Origin of the sequence: Streptomyces sp. NPDC001890 (assembly GCF_042891445.1) — a bacterium.
GTDB lineage: Bacteria > Actinomycetota > Actinomycetes > Streptomycetales > Streptomycetaceae > Streptomyces.
Genome location: NZ_JBIATE010000008.1, coordinates 117,712 through 133,663, shown reverse-complemented (window position 1 = coordinate 133,663; position 15,952 = coordinate 117,712). Strand labels below are relative to the sequence as shown.

The 15,952-nt window shown below is 72.1% G+C and carries 14 protein-coding genes; 9 read left to right on the top strand and 5 right to left on the bottom strand.

Going from position 1 to position 15,952, the window contains the following annotated elements:
• Positions 1-19 precede the first annotated feature (19 nt).
• A complete protein-coding gene (locus tag ACFYY1_RS21570) occupies positions 20-1,234 on the top strand; it encodes a TDT family transporter (protein ID WP_388587800.1) in 1,215 nt (404 codons plus the stop codon).
• Here the strand turns inward: ACFYY1_RS21570 and ACFYY1_RS21565 are convergent.
• The 4 genes from ACFYY1_RS21565 to ACFYY1_RS21550 form a co-directional block, all read right to left on the bottom strand.
• Positions 1,173-1,880 (bottom strand): helical backbone metal receptor, encoded by a 708-nt coding sequence (locus ACFYY1_RS21565; protein WP_388587797.1) that lies wholly within the window; start codon positions 1,878-1,880, stop codon positions 1,173-1,175. The two genes, ACFYY1_RS21570 and ACFYY1_RS21565, sit on opposite strands and share 62 nt — an antisense overlap.
• A gap of 12 nt (positions 1,881-1,892) precedes the next feature.
• Positions 1,893-2,438, bottom strand: coding sequence for a helix-turn-helix domain-containing protein (locus ACFYY1_RS21560; RefSeq protein WP_388587795.1), 546 nt, complete (start codon positions 2,436-2,438; stop codon positions 1,893-1,895).
• Between the two features lie 170 nt (positions 2,439-2,608).
• Complete coding sequence (locus tag ACFYY1_RS21555) at positions 2,609-5,245, bottom strand: ABC transporter permease/substrate binding protein (protein ID WP_388587793.1); 2,637 nt, start codon at positions 5,243-5,245, stop codon at positions 2,609-2,611.
• Positions 5,238-6,311, bottom strand: coding sequence for a glycine betaine/L-proline ABC transporter ATP-binding protein (locus ACFYY1_RS21550; protein ID WP_388587792.1), 1,074 nt, complete (start codon positions 6,309-6,311; stop codon positions 5,238-5,240). The genes ACFYY1_RS21555 and ACFYY1_RS21550 overlap by 8 nt, the downstream gene beginning before the upstream one ends.
• A gap of 408 nt (positions 6,312-6,719) precedes the next feature.
• On the opposite strand from ACFYY1_RS21550, the gene ACFYY1_RS21545 reads away from it, so the two are divergent.
• Positions 6,720-7,628 (top strand): 5'-3' exonuclease H3TH domain-containing protein, encoded by a 909-nt coding sequence (locus ACFYY1_RS21545; RefSeq protein ID WP_388588111.1) that lies wholly within the window; start codon positions 6,720-6,722, stop codon positions 7,626-7,628.
• Positions 7,629-7,674: 46 nt separating this feature from the next.
• Positions 7,675-8,517, top strand: coding sequence for a siderophore-interacting protein (locus ACFYY1_RS21540; protein ID WP_388587790.1), 843 nt, complete (start codon positions 7,675-7,677; stop codon positions 8,515-8,517).
• A gap of 63 nt (positions 8,518-8,580) precedes the next feature.
• Here ACFYY1_RS21540 and ACFYY1_RS21535 read toward each other — a convergent pair whose 3' ends face one another.
• The gene (locus ACFYY1_RS21535) at positions 8,581-9,372 is read right to left on the bottom strand and encodes a MerR family transcriptional regulator (RefSeq protein WP_388587788.1); all 792 of its coding nucleotides are present in this window, start codon (positions 9,370-9,372) and stop codon (positions 8,581-8,583) included.
• A 171-nt stretch (positions 9,373-9,543) separates the two neighbouring features.
• Between ACFYY1_RS21535 and ACFYY1_RS21530 the strand changes: the two genes are divergently transcribed.
• From ACFYY1_RS21530 to ACFYY1_RS21505, 6 genes are all read left to right on the top strand, one after another.
• Positions 9,544-10,497, top strand: coding sequence for a hypothetical protein (locus ACFYY1_RS21530; protein WP_388587786.1), 954 nt, complete (start codon positions 9,544-9,546; stop codon positions 10,495-10,497).
• Entirely contained in the window at positions 10,494-10,964 is a 471-nt protein-coding gene (locus ACFYY1_RS21525; RefSeq protein WP_388587784.1) for an ABA4-like family protein, read from the top strand. Before ACFYY1_RS21530 ends, ACFYY1_RS21525 begins: the two co-directional genes overlap by 4 nt.
• 59 nt (positions 10,965-11,023) lie before the next feature.
• A complete protein-coding gene (sigK, locus tag ACFYY1_RS21520) occupies positions 11,024-11,608 on the top strand; it encodes an ECF RNA polymerase sigma factor SigK (protein ID WP_388587782.1) in 585 nt (194 codons plus the stop codon).
• A gap of 121 nt (positions 11,609-11,729) precedes the next feature.
• Positions 11,730-13,091 carry a cryptochrome/photolyase family protein gene (locus tag ACFYY1_RS21515; RefSeq protein WP_388587780.1) on the top strand — a complete coding sequence of 454 codons (1,362 nt, stop codon included), beginning with the start codon at positions 11,730-11,732 and terminating at the stop codon, positions 13,089-13,091.
• A 95-nt stretch (positions 13,092-13,186) separates the two neighbouring features.
• On the top strand, positions 13,187-14,791 hold the full coding sequence (locus ACFYY1_RS21510) for a molybdopterin-dependent oxidoreductase (protein WP_388587778.1): 1,605 nt from the start codon (positions 13,187-13,189) through the stop codon (positions 14,789-14,791).
• Between the two features lie 118 nt (positions 14,792-14,909).
• Positions 14,910-15,890 carry an ADP-ribosylglycohydrolase family protein gene (locus tag ACFYY1_RS21505; RefSeq protein ID WP_388587776.1) on the top strand — a complete coding sequence of 327 codons (981 nt, stop codon included), beginning with the start codon at positions 14,910-14,912 and terminating at the stop codon, positions 15,888-15,890.
• Positions 15,891-15,952: the final 62 nt, after the last annotated feature.

Genomic DNA, 15,952 nt, shown 5'->3' with positions numbered 1-15,952 from the left:
CCGCCGCGAAAATCGTGGCATGGCCACCTTTCCGCAGACCCAGCAGACGCGACAGACGCAGCAGACACGGCAGGCACAGCAGACGCAGCAGGCCCGGCAGGCTCAGCGGTCCTCGACCCCGCTTCCGGCCGCCGAGCGGCTGCCCGCCCTGCGGTACCTCGGTCCCAACTGGTACGCGGCCGTGATGGGCACCTCGATCGTCGCGAGCGCGGGGGTCGCACTGCCGGTGGACGTGCCGGGGCTGCGGGCCGCCTGCACGGTGGTGTGGATGCTCGCGGTCGTCGCGCTCGCCGCGGTGCTCGCGGCCCGGACGGGGCACTGGATCGCCCACCGCGACCAGGCCCGCAGCCATCTGCTCGACCCGGCCGTGGCCCCGTTCTACGGCTGTCTCTCGATGGCCCTGCTCGCGGTCGGCGGTTCGACGATGGTCGTCGGACAGGATGTGATCGGGCACCAGGCTGCGCTCGCCCTGGACGTGGTGCTGTACTCGGCCGGCACGCTGATCGGGCTGGCCGCCGCGGTCGCGATCCCGTACCTGATGGTCGTGCGCCACCGGATCGAGCCCGGCAACGCGTCACCGGTGTGGCTGTTGCCGGTGGTGGCGCCGATGGTCTCCGCGGCTCTCGGTCCGCTGCTGGTGCCGGAGCTGCCGGCCGGGCAGTGGCGGGAGGCGATGCTGCTGGCCTGCTACGCGATGTTCGGTCTGAGTCTGCTGGCCACGCTGGTGATGCTGCCGCTGATCTTCGCCCGGCTCGTCCACCAGGGGCCGCTGCCGCTCGCGCTGACGCCGACGCTGTTCCTGGTCCTCGGCCCGCTGGGCCAGTCGACGACCGCGGTCAATCAGCTCGCCGATGTGGCACAGGGTGCGATCGGGGAACCGTACGCCTCGGGGCTCGGGGTGTTCGCCGTGCTCTACGGGGTGCCGGTGATGGGGTTCGCGCTGCTGTGGCTGGCGCTGGCCGCCTCGATGGTGGTGCGGGCCGTTCGCAACGGCATGACCTTCGGCATGACGTGGTGGGGCTTCACCTTCCCCGTCGGTACGTGTGTCACGGGCGCCGCCGGTCTGGCCCGGCACACCGGGCTCACCGCGTGCACCTGGCTGGCCGTCGCGCTGTACGTCCTGCTGGTGGCGGCCTGGGCGGTGGCCGGGGTGCGGACGCTGCGCGGGCTGTTCAGCGGAGCGCTGCTCGCAGCACCGCAGGCGCCCGCACCAGTGAAGGCCCGTACCACGTGAGGTACCGCCCGTCGACGAGTGCGGCGGGCAGTGCGGGGAAGGCCTCGGGCCCGTCGTCGGCGGTGAAGCGGTACGGCTCGTCGGGCAGGACCACCAGATCGGCGCCCGCCGCGCCGAGCACGTCGAGCGGGACACGGGGATAACGCTCGGCGTGGCCGGCGTACACGTTCTCGACGCCGATCCGGGCCAGCACGTCCCCGGCGAAGGTGTCACGGCCCAGCACCATCCAGGGCCTGCGCCAGATCGGGATGACCGCCCGGCGGGGCGCACGGGGTGGCGGCAGCGCCGCCCAGGCCGCCTCGGCCTCGTCCAGCCAGCGCGGCCTGGGCAGCCCGCAGGCGGCGACCAGGACCCGGTCCAGTTCCTCGAAGGCCTGGTCGAGGGTACGGATCTCCGTGACGAGCACCTCGGTCCCGGCGGCCCGGAGCGCCGCGAGGTCGGGCTCGCGGTTCTCCTCCTCGTTGGCGACGACCAGATCGGGCCGGAGCGCGAGAATGGCCGGAACATCGGGGTTCTTGGTGCCGCCGATCCGGGCCGCGGCCAGCCCGGCCGGGTGGGTGCACCAGTCGGTGGCGCCGACCAGCAGACCGGGCGCCGTGACGGCGACGGCCTCGGTGAGCGAGGGGACCAGGGAGACGACGCGCACGACGGGCCCCTCTCAGCGGCGCGGGTCGTAGGTGGCGTCGATGTGCTCGGCGACCGCGACGACCAGCAGTCTCGTGCCGGGCACGGTGGCCCGCCAGCGGTGCCGCACCCCGCCGGACAGGAAGAGGGTGTCGCCCTCCTCCAGCCGGTAGGCCTGCCCCTCGGCCTCCACCTCGGCGGCGCCCCGCACCACGTACATCACCTCGTCGTTGCGGTGCTGGAACTCGCGCCCGAGGTCGAGTTCCCCGGTGAACTCCAGGGCGCTGAGCTGGTGGCGTCCGCGCACCACCCTGCGTACGCCCTCGCCCTCGGCCGCCCGTACGACGTCGACGGCGCGTGCCGAGTCCGCGGCGGCGCGCAGCCGTGCCGTGGTGGTCTCCAGGGCTTCGGCGACCCGGTCCAGGGACCGGGCGCTGGGCCGGGCCCGCTCGTTCTCGATCTGGCTGAGGAACGGCACGGACAGACCACTGCGGCCGGCGACCGCGGCCAGCGTGAGCCCCAGGGTCCTGCGCCTTCGGCGGACCGCGGCGCCCACGCGGAGTGCTTCCTTCTCGTCCATGTCCGGCTCCCTCCCGACTCGCCATCCTTCCGGCTGCCAGCACATTACGCATACGGTTGCGCAAGGTCGGCCGGATGATGAACGTCCGAGAACGCCGAAAGGGCGGGCCCGCCGACGGCGGTGCCCACCCTTTCCGGTCCTTCGGAACCCGCGGGAGTCCTCGGGAGGTCCTACTGCGGGGCCATCTTGTCCGCGATGCCCGGGTTCTTCGCCATCCAGGCCTTCACGGCCTCTTCCTCGTGCCCCGCGCCGTGCTTCTGGATCTGGTTCTCCAGGCCGGCGAGCTGGTCCTCGCTCAGCTTGAAGTCCTTGAACCACTTCGTCAGCTGCGGGTAGTTCTTCGGGAAGTCCTTGGACGCGATGGTGTGCAGCCGGTCACCGTTGCCGAAGGCCTTCTCGGGGTCCTTCAGCTTGGTCATGCCGTACTCGCTGTACGCCCAGTGCGGGGTCCAGAGCAGCACCGCGACGGGCTCCTTCTTGGCGTACGCGCGCTTCAGCTCGGCGAGCATGCCGGGCGTCGAGGAGTCGACGACCTTGTACTCCTTGTCCAGGCCGTAGGCCGGCAGCACGTTCGTCTTGAGGTTCTCCATCGTGGCGGTGCCCGGCTCGATGCCGATGATCCGGCCCTTGAACCGCGCGCTCTTGCCCTTGAGGTCGGCGAGGGACTCGACGTCCTTCACGTACGAGGGCACCGCGACCTCGATGGACGTCGGGCCGTACCACGAGCCGAGGTCGCTCAGCTGCGAGCCGTACTTCTCCCAGTAGTTCTTCTGGGTGTACGGCAGCCAGCCGTCGAACTGCACGTCGATCTGGCCGCGCGACATCGCGGTGTACATCGGGCCGACCTCGAACTGCTTGAGGTTGATCTTGTAGCCGCGCTCCTCCAGGACGGCCTTCCACAGGTACGTGGCGGCGATGTCCTCCTCCCAGGGGAACCAGGCCATCTCGACGGCGCGGTCGCGCTCGTCCTTGCCGTTCGCGCCCTTGGCCGTGCCGCCCTCGGCGACCGGGGTCCACTTGTCGGCGACGCCCGGGTTGGCCTTCAGCCAGGTGCGGACCGCCTCCTGCTCCTTGCCGGCGCCGGCCTTCTGGATCTCTGCTTCGAGGCCGGTGAGCTGGTCCTCGCTCATCTTGAAGTTCTTGAGCCAGCTGCCGACCTCGGGGTTGTCGGCGGAGAAGCCCTTGCGGGCCAGGGTGTGGATGCCGTCGCCCTTGCCCCAGAGGTTCTTGGGGTCCTTGAGCTTGGTGAGCTCGAACTGGTTGTAGGCCCAGTGCGGCGACCAGAGCGGAACGACGATCGGTTCCTTCTTGGCGTACGCGCGCTTCAGCTCGGCCAGCATCGACGGCGTGGACCCGTCGACGACCTTGTACTCCTTGTCCAGGCCGTAGCCCGGCAGGATCTTGTCCTTGAGCAGGCCCATCTCACCGGCGCTCGGCTCGATGCCGACGATCCGGTCCTTGAACTGCGAGCCCTTGCCCTTGAGGTCGTCGAGGGACTCGACGTCCTTCATGTACGAGGGGACGGCCAGCTCCAGCGAGGTGGGGCCGTACCAGGAGCCCATGTCCTCCAGGCGGTCCTGGTACTTCTTCCAGTAGCTGGCGTGGGTGACCGGGAGCCAGGAGTCGGTCTCGAAGTCGATCTGGCCGTTGGCCATACCAGTGTAGAGCGCGCCGGCCTCGTACTGCTTGACGTCGACCTCGAAGCCGCGCCGTTCCAGCATCTCCTTCCAGAGGAAGGTGGAGGCGATGCCCTCGTCCCACGGGATGTAGCCCATGCTGATCTTCTTGCCCGCGCCGATGTCCGCACCGCCGGCGGTGCTCTTGGACTTGTCCGTGCCGGAGGAGCCGAAGACGCCCAGGGCGCCCGCGACGAGCGCGAGGACGACGACGCCGGAGACCGCGACGACGGGCTGCGGGCGGTGGTTCCAGATCTTGAAGCCGCCGGCCATCGCCTGCGCCTTGGCGAGCGCGCGGCGGGCGAGCGGGGAGACCTCGCGGCCGAGCGCGCCGGTCATCCGGTCCAGGTACATCGCCACGATGACGATGGAGATGCCCGCCTCGAAGCCGAGGCCGACGTCCACGTTGCCGATGGCGCGGTAGACGGCGCCGCCGAGGCCGCCGCCGCCGACCATGCCGGCGATGACCACCATGGACAGGCCCAGCATGATGACCTGGTTGATGCCCGCCATGATCGTGGGCAGGGCGAGCGGCAGCTGGACCCGCAGCAGGGTGTTGCGCCTGGTCGTACCGAACGCCTCGGCCGCCTCGACGAGCTCGCCGTCGACCTGGCGGATGCCGAGTTCGGTCATCCGGACGCCCGGGGGCAGCGAGAAGATGATGGTGGCGATGATGCCGGGCACCACGCCGACGCCGAAGAAGATGACGCCGGGGATCAGGTAGACCATGGCGGGCATGGTCTGCATGAAGTCCAGGACCGGCCGGGTCACCGCGCTGACGGTCTTGGAGCGGGACGCCCAGATGCCCAGCGGTACGGCCAGCACCAGCGCGATGATGGTGGCGACGAGCACCAGGGTGAGGGTGTCCATCGCCTCGTCCCACAGCTCGACGGAGTCGATGACGGCGAAGCCCACGAAGGCGAGCACACCGGCGAGCAGGCCGCGCAGCCACCAGGCGATGACGGCGACGATGCCCGCGAAGAGCAGCGGGGCGGGGGCGGAGAGTACGGCGGCTATGCCGTCGAACATGTTGCTGACTATGGAGCTGATCGCGTCGAACAGCCAGGCGAGATGGGTCTGGAGCCAGTCGACGGCGGAGTCGACCCAGTCACCGAGAGGGAGCCTAAACACTGGCCACCTTCTTCGTGAGGGGCGTGGCGGTCCGGATGTCCTTCGGGGCCTCGGCGGGGGTCATCGGCTCGCCGAGGACGGCGAGCAGCCGGGCGCGCGGGACGACGCCGACGAGCTTGCCCTCGGCGTCGGTCACGGCGACGGCGACCCCGCTCTGCGAGCAGGGCGTGAAGAGCTCGATGATCGGCGTGGACTCGGTGACGGTGGCCGGGGCGGCCGCGAGCACGTCGGCGGCGGTGCGCAGCTCCTTGCCGTCGTCCGTGCTGGTGCCCATGACGGTGTGCGGTTCGGCCATGATGGCGCCCGCGGTCAGCACCCGGGTCCGGTCGACGTCCTGGGTGAAGGAGGCGACGTAGTCGTTGGCCGGGGTGACGAGGATGTCCTCGGCGGTGCCGAGCTGGACGATCTTCCCGTCGCGCATCACGGCGATGCGGTCGCCGAGGCGCATGGCCTCGTTGAGGTCGTGGGTGATGAAGACGATGGTCTTCTTCAGCCGCTTCTGCAGTTCGAGCAGCTGGTCCTGCATGTCGCGGCGGATCAGCGGGTCGAGCGCGCTGAAGGACTCGTCCATCAGCAGCAGGTCGGCGTCGGTGGCCAGGGCGCGGGCCAGGCCGACGCGCTGCTGCATGCCGCCGGACAGCTCGTCGGGCCAGGACTTCTCCCAGCCGGCCAGGCCGGTCAGCTCCAGCGCGTCGGCGGCGCGCTTCTCGCGCTCGGCGCGGGGTACGCCCTGCACTTCCAGGCCGTACGCGGCGTTCTCCAGCACACTGCGGTGCGGGAAGAGCGCGAAGTGCTGGAACACCATGCTGATCTTGGTGGACCGGACGTGGCGCAGCTCGGCGGGGCTCAGGGCGGTCAGGTCCTGGCCGTCGAACAGCACACGTCCGGCAGTGGGCTCCAGAAGTCCGTTGAGCATGCGCAGCAACGTGGACTTCCCGGACCCGGACAGACCCATCACGACGAAGATCTGTCCCGGCTCGACGGTGAACGAGGCGTCGATCACCGCTGCGGTCGTTCCGTCGGCGCGCAGCTCGTCGCGGTCGGCGCCGCCTTCGAGCTTCTGCACGGCTTGATCGGGTCGTCTGCCGAACACCTTGTACAAGCGTTCAGCTTGCAGCCTTGACACATACACCTCGCGGGTTGAACCGAAAAACGGTCTGCCACCCCCTCCGGCAGACCGTGGAGCGGCGCGGGTTCGGCCCGCATGACACGTGCACTGGTTGAAACCAGTACGTGTTCCGCTCCGGCTGCGCGCCTGCCCCCGCTTACACAAAGCAAACACAAGAGTGACCCAGGTCACACCTGAGCGATGACTGCCGTTGCCCGTCCCTTCACCCCTGAGCCACCTGGAGCCCCCTGGAGTCCCCTGCGCCCGGCGTCCGGCGTCCGGGGCGGCCGGCGTCCGGGGCGGCCGGCGTCCGGGGCGGCCGGTGTCAGTGGGGTGCGGCATCATCGGGGTGTGACGCGACGCCTGATGCTCCTCGACACCGCTTCCCTCTACTACCGCGCCTACTTCGGGGTCCCCGACTCGGTGCGCGCCCCGGACGGGACACCGGTCAACGCCGTGCGCGGGCTGCTCGACTTCATCGGGCGCCTGGTGCAGGACCACCGGCCGGACGACCTGGTCGCCTGCATGGACGCGGACTGGCGGCCCCACTGGCGGGTCGAGCTGATCCCGACGTACAAGGCGCACCGGGTCGCGGTGGAGACCGCCGAGGGGCTGCCCGACGAGGAGGAGACCCCCGACACGCTGGCCCCGCAGGTCCCGGTCATCGAGGACGTGCTCGACGCGCTCGGCATCGCCCGCGTCGGCGTCGCGGACTACGAGGCGGACGATGTGATCGGCACGCTCACCGGCCGGGCGACCGGCCCCGTGGACATCGTCACCGGCGACCGGGACCTCTACCAGTTGGTCGACGACGCACGCGGAGTCCGGGTGCTCTACCCGCTGAAGGGCGTCGGCTCCCTCCAGCTGACCGACGAGGCGTGGCTGCGGGAGAAGTACGGCGTGGACGGCTCCGGCTACGTGGACCTCGCCCTGCTGCGCGGCGACCCCAGCGACGGGCTGCCGGGGGTCCCGGGCATCGGCGAGAAGACCGCGGCGAAGCTGCTGGACGCCTTCGGCGACCTGGCCGGGATCATGGCCGCCGTCGACGACCCGAAGGCCGGGCTGACGCCGTCGCAGCGCAAGCGGCTCGACGCGGCGCGGGACTACGTGGCCGTCGCGCCGAAGGTGGTCCGGGTCGCCGGTGACGTACCGCTGCCGGAATTCGATCCGGCGCTGCCCGCCGGGCCGCGTGATCCCGCCGCCCTGGAAGCCCTCGCCAAGCGGTGGGGACTGGGCGGAGCGGTGCAGCGCCTGCTCTCCACTCTCCAGGGCTGAGGTGTTAGCTTAGGTAAGCCTAAGCAATCGAAGCAGGGAGAACCTCGTGGCAGAACGACCGGCGCGGCAGGCACCCCGGGCACAGGGGGCCGAGGTGCTGCGCACCGAGCGGATCACCCCGCACATGGTGCGCGTGGTGCTCGGCGGCGAGGGCCTCGCCGGCTTCGAGCTCGCCGGGTTCACCGACCACTACGTCAAACTCTGTTTCGCCCCCGAGGGCGCCGACTACGCGCACCCCTTCGACATGGCCCGCATCCGCGAGGAGCAGCCGCGCGAGCTGTGGCCCACGACCCGTACGTACACGGTGCGCTCCTGGGATCCGGCCACCCGTGAGCTGGCGATCGACTTCGTGGTCCACGGCGACGAGGGCCTCGCCGGGCCCTGGGCGCTGCGGGCGGCCCCGGGCGACCAGGTGACCTTCCTCGGGCCGGGCGGCGGCTACGGCCCGGACGCCTCGGCGGACTGGCACCTGCTGGCGGGCGACGAGAGCGCGCTGCCGGCCGTCGCGGCGGCCCTGGAGCGGATGCCGGCGGGTGCGGTGGTGCACGCGTTCATCGAGGTGGCGGACGCCGCCGAGGAGCAGAAGATCGTGACGCCGGACGGTGTCGGGGTGACCTGGCTGCACCGCGGGGAGCGCCCGGTCGGCGAGGCGCTGACCGCCGCGGTGAAGGGGCTCGACTTCCCCGCGGGCGAGGTCCAGGCGTTCGTCCACGGCGAGGCGGGCTTCGTGAAGCAGATCCGCCGCCATCTGCGCCTGGAGCGCGAGATCCCGCTCTCCCGGCTGTCGATCTCGGGCTACTGGCGGCTCGGCCAGAACGACGACGCCTGGCGCTCGGTCAAGCGCGAGTGGAACGCGCAGGTGGAGCGCGAGGAGGAAGCCGCCGCGTAACACCGGATCGCGTGGGTGTGCCCCGGCCCCCGGCCGGGGCACACCCACGTCCGGGCCCCCGGCTCACCCACCGGCGCCCGGCACCTCCGCGCCCTGCGCGCCCCCCACGCCTTCCGCACCCTCGCGGGCCGGGCCGCCCTCCGCGCCTTCCCCACCGCCGTCGGCCGGGCCGCCCTCCACGCCTTCCGCACCCTCGCGGGCCGGGCCGCCCCGACCGCGCGCCCCGCCGTCCCCGTCGTAGGCGCGCGCGGACGCGTCCACATGCGCGAGCCGCCGCAACGCGCTGAACATCGCCTCACCCAGCACCGTGCCCACCACCACGCTCTCCACCAGGTCCTCGCGCGCCACCCGCCGCCCGACGTAGTCGAGGTCGGCCCGCGCGACCGGTTCGGCGGCGGCGGCGTAGTCGTCGAGCAGCTCGACGAAGCCTCCGTGCCCGGCCCGCCGCAGCGCGACGATCACCCCGGCCAGCGACTCGCCCGCCGGACCGTGCGGCTCGACCCGCCAGCCCCGCCGCTCCACCAGCTCCGCCACCTCGTCGCGGGCGTCCTCCAGTTCGGGCCCCGCCTCGTCCTCCTGCAGCGGACCGAGGCGCTTCGCCGCGGCGTTCAGCACCTTGTGCACCGGCTGCGCCGGGTCCTCCATGACCCGCAGCACGTCGCCGATGGCGGCCAGCGAGAGCCCTCCGACATCCAGCAGCGCGCGGATCAGCCGCAGCCTGCGCTCGTGCCCGGAGTCGTAACTCGCCTGGTTCGGGCTGGTCAACTGCCCCGCCGGCAACAGCCCTTCCCGTACATAGAACTTGATCGTCGGTACCGGGACCCCGGACCTGCTGCTCAACTCGCCGATGCGCACCGCGTGTTCTTCCTTCCGCGCTTGCCGACTTCCGCGCTTGCCAATCCCCCGACCCATCATAGATAGTTCCACTATCGGATAGCGGGAAGTGCCACTATCCATAATCTCCGAGGGGTTCTCATGTCCTCCTGGCGTTCCTGGCATCGCCCGTTAGTCTTCTTCGCCGCGGCGATGGCCGTCATGACGGTCGTCTCGGGCATCGGCCTCATAGCCGACGACCGGGTCCTGGCAGGCGCGGCGATATGGTTCAAACCGTTCAAGTTCGCGGTCTCGTTCGTCGTGTACGCGCTCGCCCTCGCCTGGATGCTGACGCTGGTGACCCGTGGCCGACGGGTCGGCTGGTGGGCCGGGACCGTGGTCGCGCTGTCCAGCCTGGCCGAGATGGCGATCATCACCGGGCAGGTGATCCGCGGGAAGCGGAGCCACTTCAACCACGCCACACCCTTCGACGAGTCGCTGTTCAACGCGATGGCCGTCACCGTCGTCGTCCTGTGGACCAGCACCCTGGTCATCGCGATCCTGCTGCTGCGCGCCCGGATCGCCGACCGCGCCTCCGCCTGGGCGATCCGCTCGGGCGTACTGCTCGCCCTGGTGGGCGCCGGATTCGGTTTCCTGATGACCCAGCCCACCCCCGAGCAGCGGGCGGCCGGGAACCTGGACACCGCCGATGTGATCGGCGCGCACTCCGTGGGCGTACCGGACGGCGGCCCGTCGATGCCGCTGACCGGCTGGTCCACGACCGGCGGCGATCTGCGCATCCCGCACTTCATAGGAATGCACGCGCTCCAGCTGCTGCCGCTCCTCCTGCTCGCGCTGGTCGCCCTGGCCCCGCGCTTCCCGCGGCTGCGCGACCCGCAGGTCCGGCTGCGGCTGGTGCTGGTTGCCTCGGGGGCGTACGCGGCGGTCGTCGCGCTGGTCACCTGGCAGGCGCTGCGCGGCCAGCCGCTGATCCATCCCGACGGCGCGACGCTCGGTGCCGCCGCGCTGATCGTGGTCGCGAGCGCCATCGGCGCGGCGGGGGCGCTGAGGCCGACTCCCGCAGGGCAGAGAACAGGCACGAGCCCCGGTGCCGACGCCGGCACCGGCTCCGAATCCGCTTCCGTCCAGAAGGAGTTCGCGTCATGACCGGTGCGCTCTTCGAGATCTCGTTCTTCCTGGCAGCTCCGTTCTGGCTGCTCATGATCCTGGCGCCCAACTGGCACCCCACGGCGCGCGTCGCCGCCTCGCCGCTCACCGTCCTGCCGGTGCTGGCGGTCTACCTGATCATGGCCGTGCCCGTCTTTCCCGAACTCTGGGACGCGGTGCGCAGCCCCGACATCGACACCTTCCGCGACCTGATGGCGCTGGCGAACGGGGCCGGGGCGATCTGGGCGCAGGTGATCGCCTGGGATCTGCTGCTGGGCCAGTGGATGTACCTGGAGGGGCGGCGGCTGGGGATCTCGCCGCTGGTGATGGGGCCGTTGCTGGTGCTGACGATCCTGCTGTCGCCGTTCGGGTTGCTGGTCTTCCTCGCGATGAGGGCGGTGCTGAAGCCGAGGACCCGGCCCGGGAACGCGGTTCCGGACCGGGTCGGTGGTACGACGCTGTCGTAGGCCCGATTCAGTCCGGTCCTCGTCGAGGCAGCTGACGCGCGACCAGGGAGGAAGCCCTCGTGAAGGAAGTCACGCACACCGGCGGAGCGCCGTCGGCGGGACCCGACCTCCAGGAGCTGCTGGGGCTGGTGGCCCGGGGCGACGAGGAGGCCTTCGTCGCTGTGTACGCCGTGGTGAGCGGGCCCGTCCTCGGGCTGGTACGGAACGTGCTGCGCGATCCGTGCCAGTCGGAGGAGGTCGCACAGGAGGTCCTGGTGGAGGTGTGGCGGTCGGCCGGCCGCTTCCGGCCCGCCCGCGGCAGCGCGATGACCTGGGTGCTGACCCTCGCCCACCGCCGGGCCGTGGACCGGGTGCGCTCGGCCGAGGCGTCGGCGGCCCGTGAGCGCGCGGCGGCGCTGCTGGACCGTACGCCTGCCTACGACCAGGTCACCGAGCAGGTGGAGGCCCGGCTGGAGCACGAAGAGGTACGTCGCTGCGTGGGGCGGCTCTCCGAGGTGCAGCGTCAGTCCGTGACCCTCGCCTACTACCGGGGGTTGACCCACCGCGAGGTGTCGGAGCTGCTCTCCGTGCCGCTCGGGACGGTCAAGACCCGGCTGCGCGACGGACTGGCCCGGCTGCGCGACTGCCTCGGGACGAGCGAATGACCGACACCGGGCCGAAGTCGGGCCGGCACCGGCCGACACCGGGCCGACACCTGCCGGTGGCGGGCCGACAACGGGCCGCCCTCGGAAGGGCACACCTCCATGACCGGAAAGGGCACAATCCATGACCGTCTCCGTCGCACTGTTCACCTCCGACCTGCGGGTGCACGACAACCCGGTGCTGCGGGCCGCTGCGCAGGAGGCGGATGCCGTCGTCCCGCTGTTCGTGCGCGACCGGGGCATCCACCGGACCGGCTTCGACGCACCGAACCGGCGGGCCTTCCTCGCCGACTGCCTCACCGATCTCGACTCGGCGCTGCGCCACCGCGGCGGACGGCTCGTGGTCCGGGACGGCGACGTGGTGGCCGTGGCCCGTGCCGTGGCCGTGCAGACCGGGGCGCGGAGCCTGCACGTCGCCGGCGGGGTGAGCGCGTACGCGACGCACCGCGAGAGCGGGCTCCGTACGGCCCTGGCGGCGGTCGGCTGCACCGTGCACGTCCACGACGCGGTGGTCACCGCGGTCGCGCCCGGCCGGCTCGTCCCGGCGGGCCGTGATCACTACGCGGTGTTCACGCCGTACCTGCGCCGTTGGCAGGAGGCGGGGGTACGGGGAACACTGGCCGCGCCACGCGCGCTGCGGCTGCCGGACGGAGTGGAGCCGGGAGCGTTGCCGGAGCGCGCGGAGGTGGCGGGCGTCTCCCCCGGGCTCGCCGTGGGCGGCGAGTCGGCCGGCCGTCGGCTGCTGTCGTCCTGGCTGCACGGCCCGCTGGCCGGCTACGAGAGCGGCCACGACGATCTGGCCGGCGACGCGACGTCCAGGCTCTCCCCCCACCTCCACTTCGGCTCCCTCTCGGCGGCCGAAGTGATCAACCGGGCGAGGCAGCGGGGCGGACCGGGCGCCGACGCGTTCGTACGGCAGCTGGCGTGGCGGGACTTCCACCACCAGGTGCTCGCCGCACGGCCGGACGCCGCACGGGAGGACTACCGCACCCGGCACGACCGCTGGCGGTGCGACGAGGACGAGATCGAGGCCTGGCGCTCGGGGCGCACCGGCTATCCGCTGGTCGACGCGGCGATGCGGCAGCTGGCGTACGAGGGCTGGATGCACAACCGGGGCCGGATGCTCGTGGCCGGCTTCCTCACCAAGACGCTGTACGCCGACTGGCGGGTGGGCGCCCGGCACTTCCTGGACCTGCTGGTCGACGGCGATGTGGCGAACAATCAGCTCAACTGGCAGTGGATGGCGGGCACCGGCACCGACACCCGGCCCAACCGGGTCCTGAATCCGGTGGTCCAGGGCAAGCGGTTCGATCCGCGCGGCGCCTATGTGCGCCGCTGGGTGCCGGAGCTCGCGGAACTGGCGGACGGCGAGATCCATGAGCCGTGGAAACTCACCGGTCCGCGCCGGGCCGCGATCGACTACCCGGATCCGCTCGTCGGCCTGGCCGAGGCACGCGCCCGGTTCGAACGGGCCCGCGGTCTGTGACGACCCGCGGTCTGTGACGGCCCGCGGTCTGTGACGGCCCGCGGCCGATCGGGCGAGGGACCAATCCGCCCGGCGCCGGGCGACGAATCCCGGTCGTGACTGAAGACCGGGACGACACACCACCCACCGGAACCGTCCGGCCCCCGCGACCGGGCGGCACGCGCACCGCCCTCGCCGCGCTCAGCGGTCTGATCGCCGGGTTCTGCGCCCTGGCGGTCGCCGAACTGGCCGCTGCCCTCGTACGTCCCGAGGCGGGCCCGGTCACGGCGGTGGGAGGTGCGGTGGTCGACCGGACTCCCCCGGCCGTGCGGGACTTCGCCGTACGGAACTTCGGCACCGCCGACAAGCTGGCGCTCCGGCTCGGGATCCTGGTCCTCCTGGCGCTCTTCGCCATGGCGATCGGGGTACTGGCGCTGCGGCACCGGCGGCTGGGGTCGACCGCCGTCCTGGTCTTCGGGCTGGTCGGGGCGGTGGCGGCGGCAGGGCGTCCGGAGGGCGTGCCGGCCGATGCGCTGCCGTCGGTGGTGGGTGCCGCGGTGGCGGCGGGGGTGCTGCATCTCCTGGTCGGACGGCTCCTACCGGCGCACGGTCCCGCTCCCGCGGACGGCGGCTTCGACCGTCGCGGTTTCGTGGTCGCGGCGACCGCCACGGCGGCGGTCTCCGCCGGCGCGGGACTCCTGGGCCGGCGGCTCACCTCCTCCGTCCAGGCCGGGGCCTCCGCCTCCCGCCATGACCTGGTCCTCCCCACCCCGCGGTCCGCCGCCCCGGCGGTGCCGCCCGGAGCCGATCTGAGGATCCGGGGGCTGAGCCCGTTCATCACCCCGAACGAGGACTTCTACCGGGTGGACACGGCGCTGGTCGTGCCGCGCGTCGATGCCGGAGCCTGGCGGCTGAGGATCCACGGCCTGGGCGTGGCGCGGCCCGTCGCCGTCGGCCTCCACGACCTGCTGCGCAGGGAGGTCGTCGCCCGCGACATCACCCTGGCCTGCGTGTCCAACGAGGTCGGCGGACCCCTGGTCGGCAACGCCAGGTGGCTCGGCGTGCGACTGGCCGATCTCCTGCGCGAGGCGGGGGTACGCGCCCCGTCGGCGGGCGGACCCGCCGATCAGATCGTGGCGCGTTCCGTCGACGGCATGACGATCGGCACACCGGTCGAGACGGTCATGGACGGGCGAGACGCGTTGCTCGCCTTCGGCATGAACGGTGAGCCGCTGCCCTTCGAGCACGGCTTCCCGGTCCGGATGATCGTCCCCGGCCTGTACGGATACGTGTCGGCCTGCAAGTGGATCGAGGACATCGAGCTGACCACGTTCGCCGCCTACGACGCCTACTGGGTCCGCCGCGACTGGGCCCAGCAGGCACCGGTCAAGACCGAGTCCCGGATCGACACCCCTCGCCCTTCCGCCTCCCCGACGGCCGGCCTCGTGCCGGTGGCCGGGGTCGCCTGGGCCCAGCACCGCGGCATCTCCCGGGTCGAGGTCCGGGTGGACGGCGGACAGTGGCACACGGCCCGCCTGGCCGCCGCCGACACCCGCGACACCTGGCGCCAGTGGGCGTGGGACTGGCCCGCCGCACCCGGCCGTCACACCCTGGAGGTCCGCGCCACCGACGGAACCGGCGCCACCCAGACCGGCATCCGTACGGGCCCGGTGCCCGACGGTGCGACCGGCTGGCACTCGGTGGTCGTCGACGTGTCCTGAGCCCGGGTACGTCAGGAGGCCGCCGACCGTCGTACGGCTCCGGCGCGATCCCCGCGACGCACAGCCGGGCACACCCGTACGCCGTACAGCAGGAGTTCGCGCTCCGTACGCTGACCGGATGAGACGTCCGGGCATGGTGGACCGGCAGGACCGGGTGGCGGGTGCCGTCGTCGGATCGGCGGTGGGTGACGCGCTGGGTGCGCCCTTCGAGTTCGGGCCCGCCGGTGGGTACACGGCGCGCTTCCCCGACGGCGTCGGCACGATGTGCGGGGGCGGCGGCTGGGACCCCGGCGAGGCCACGGACGACACGCAGATGGCCGTGCTGGTCGCGGAGTCCCTGCTGGAACGCGGCGGCCTGGACCTTCCCGACATGTTCGGCCGGTTCTGCAGGTGGGCGGCGGGCGACCCGAAGGACATCGGGCTCCAGACCGAGGAGGTCCTGACGAGCGGTGAGGCGTGGGACCTCGCGGCGGCGCTGCACTTCCAGGTGAGCGGACGTGCGGCGGGCAACGGTTCGCTGATGCGGGCGGCCACCTCCGCCGTGTACTTCGCGGCCCGGGGCCGTGCGGCCAGCATGGACGCCGCCCGCCGGATCGCCGCCCTGACCCACGGCGACCGGGCCGCCTGGGAGGGCACCGCCGTGCTCCACGAGCTGATCCGGGTGGCGCTGGACGGCGGCGATCCGCTCTCCGCCGTGCCGGACGCCCTGGAGAGCGTGCACGAGGATCACCGCGAGCGCTGGGCCACCGTCCTCGCGGTCGGCTGGCACCCGGAGGCGGCGACGGAGTTCAACGGTGCGGTCTGGCCGTGCCTGGGCACCGCGCTGTGGGCGCTGCGCACCACGGATTCGTACGAGAACGCCGTGGCCACCGCCGTGGACGTGGGCGGGGACACCGACACGGTCGCCGCCGTGACCGGCGCTCTCGCGGGTGCGGTGTACGGCTTCGGCGCGATCCCCCCGCGCTGGACGGAGCCGCTGCACGTACCGCTGCCGGGGTACGGGGACCGGGTGCTGCGGACGCCCGGTCTGGTGGCGCTGGCCGGGCGGCTGGACAGTACGTCACCTCGTGCGGTTCCCACGGATTTCCGCGAGTCCTGAATGTACACATAAGGGCGGTATAAGCGCAGAATGGCATAGCAGGCCGCTCAACGCGTACAGGT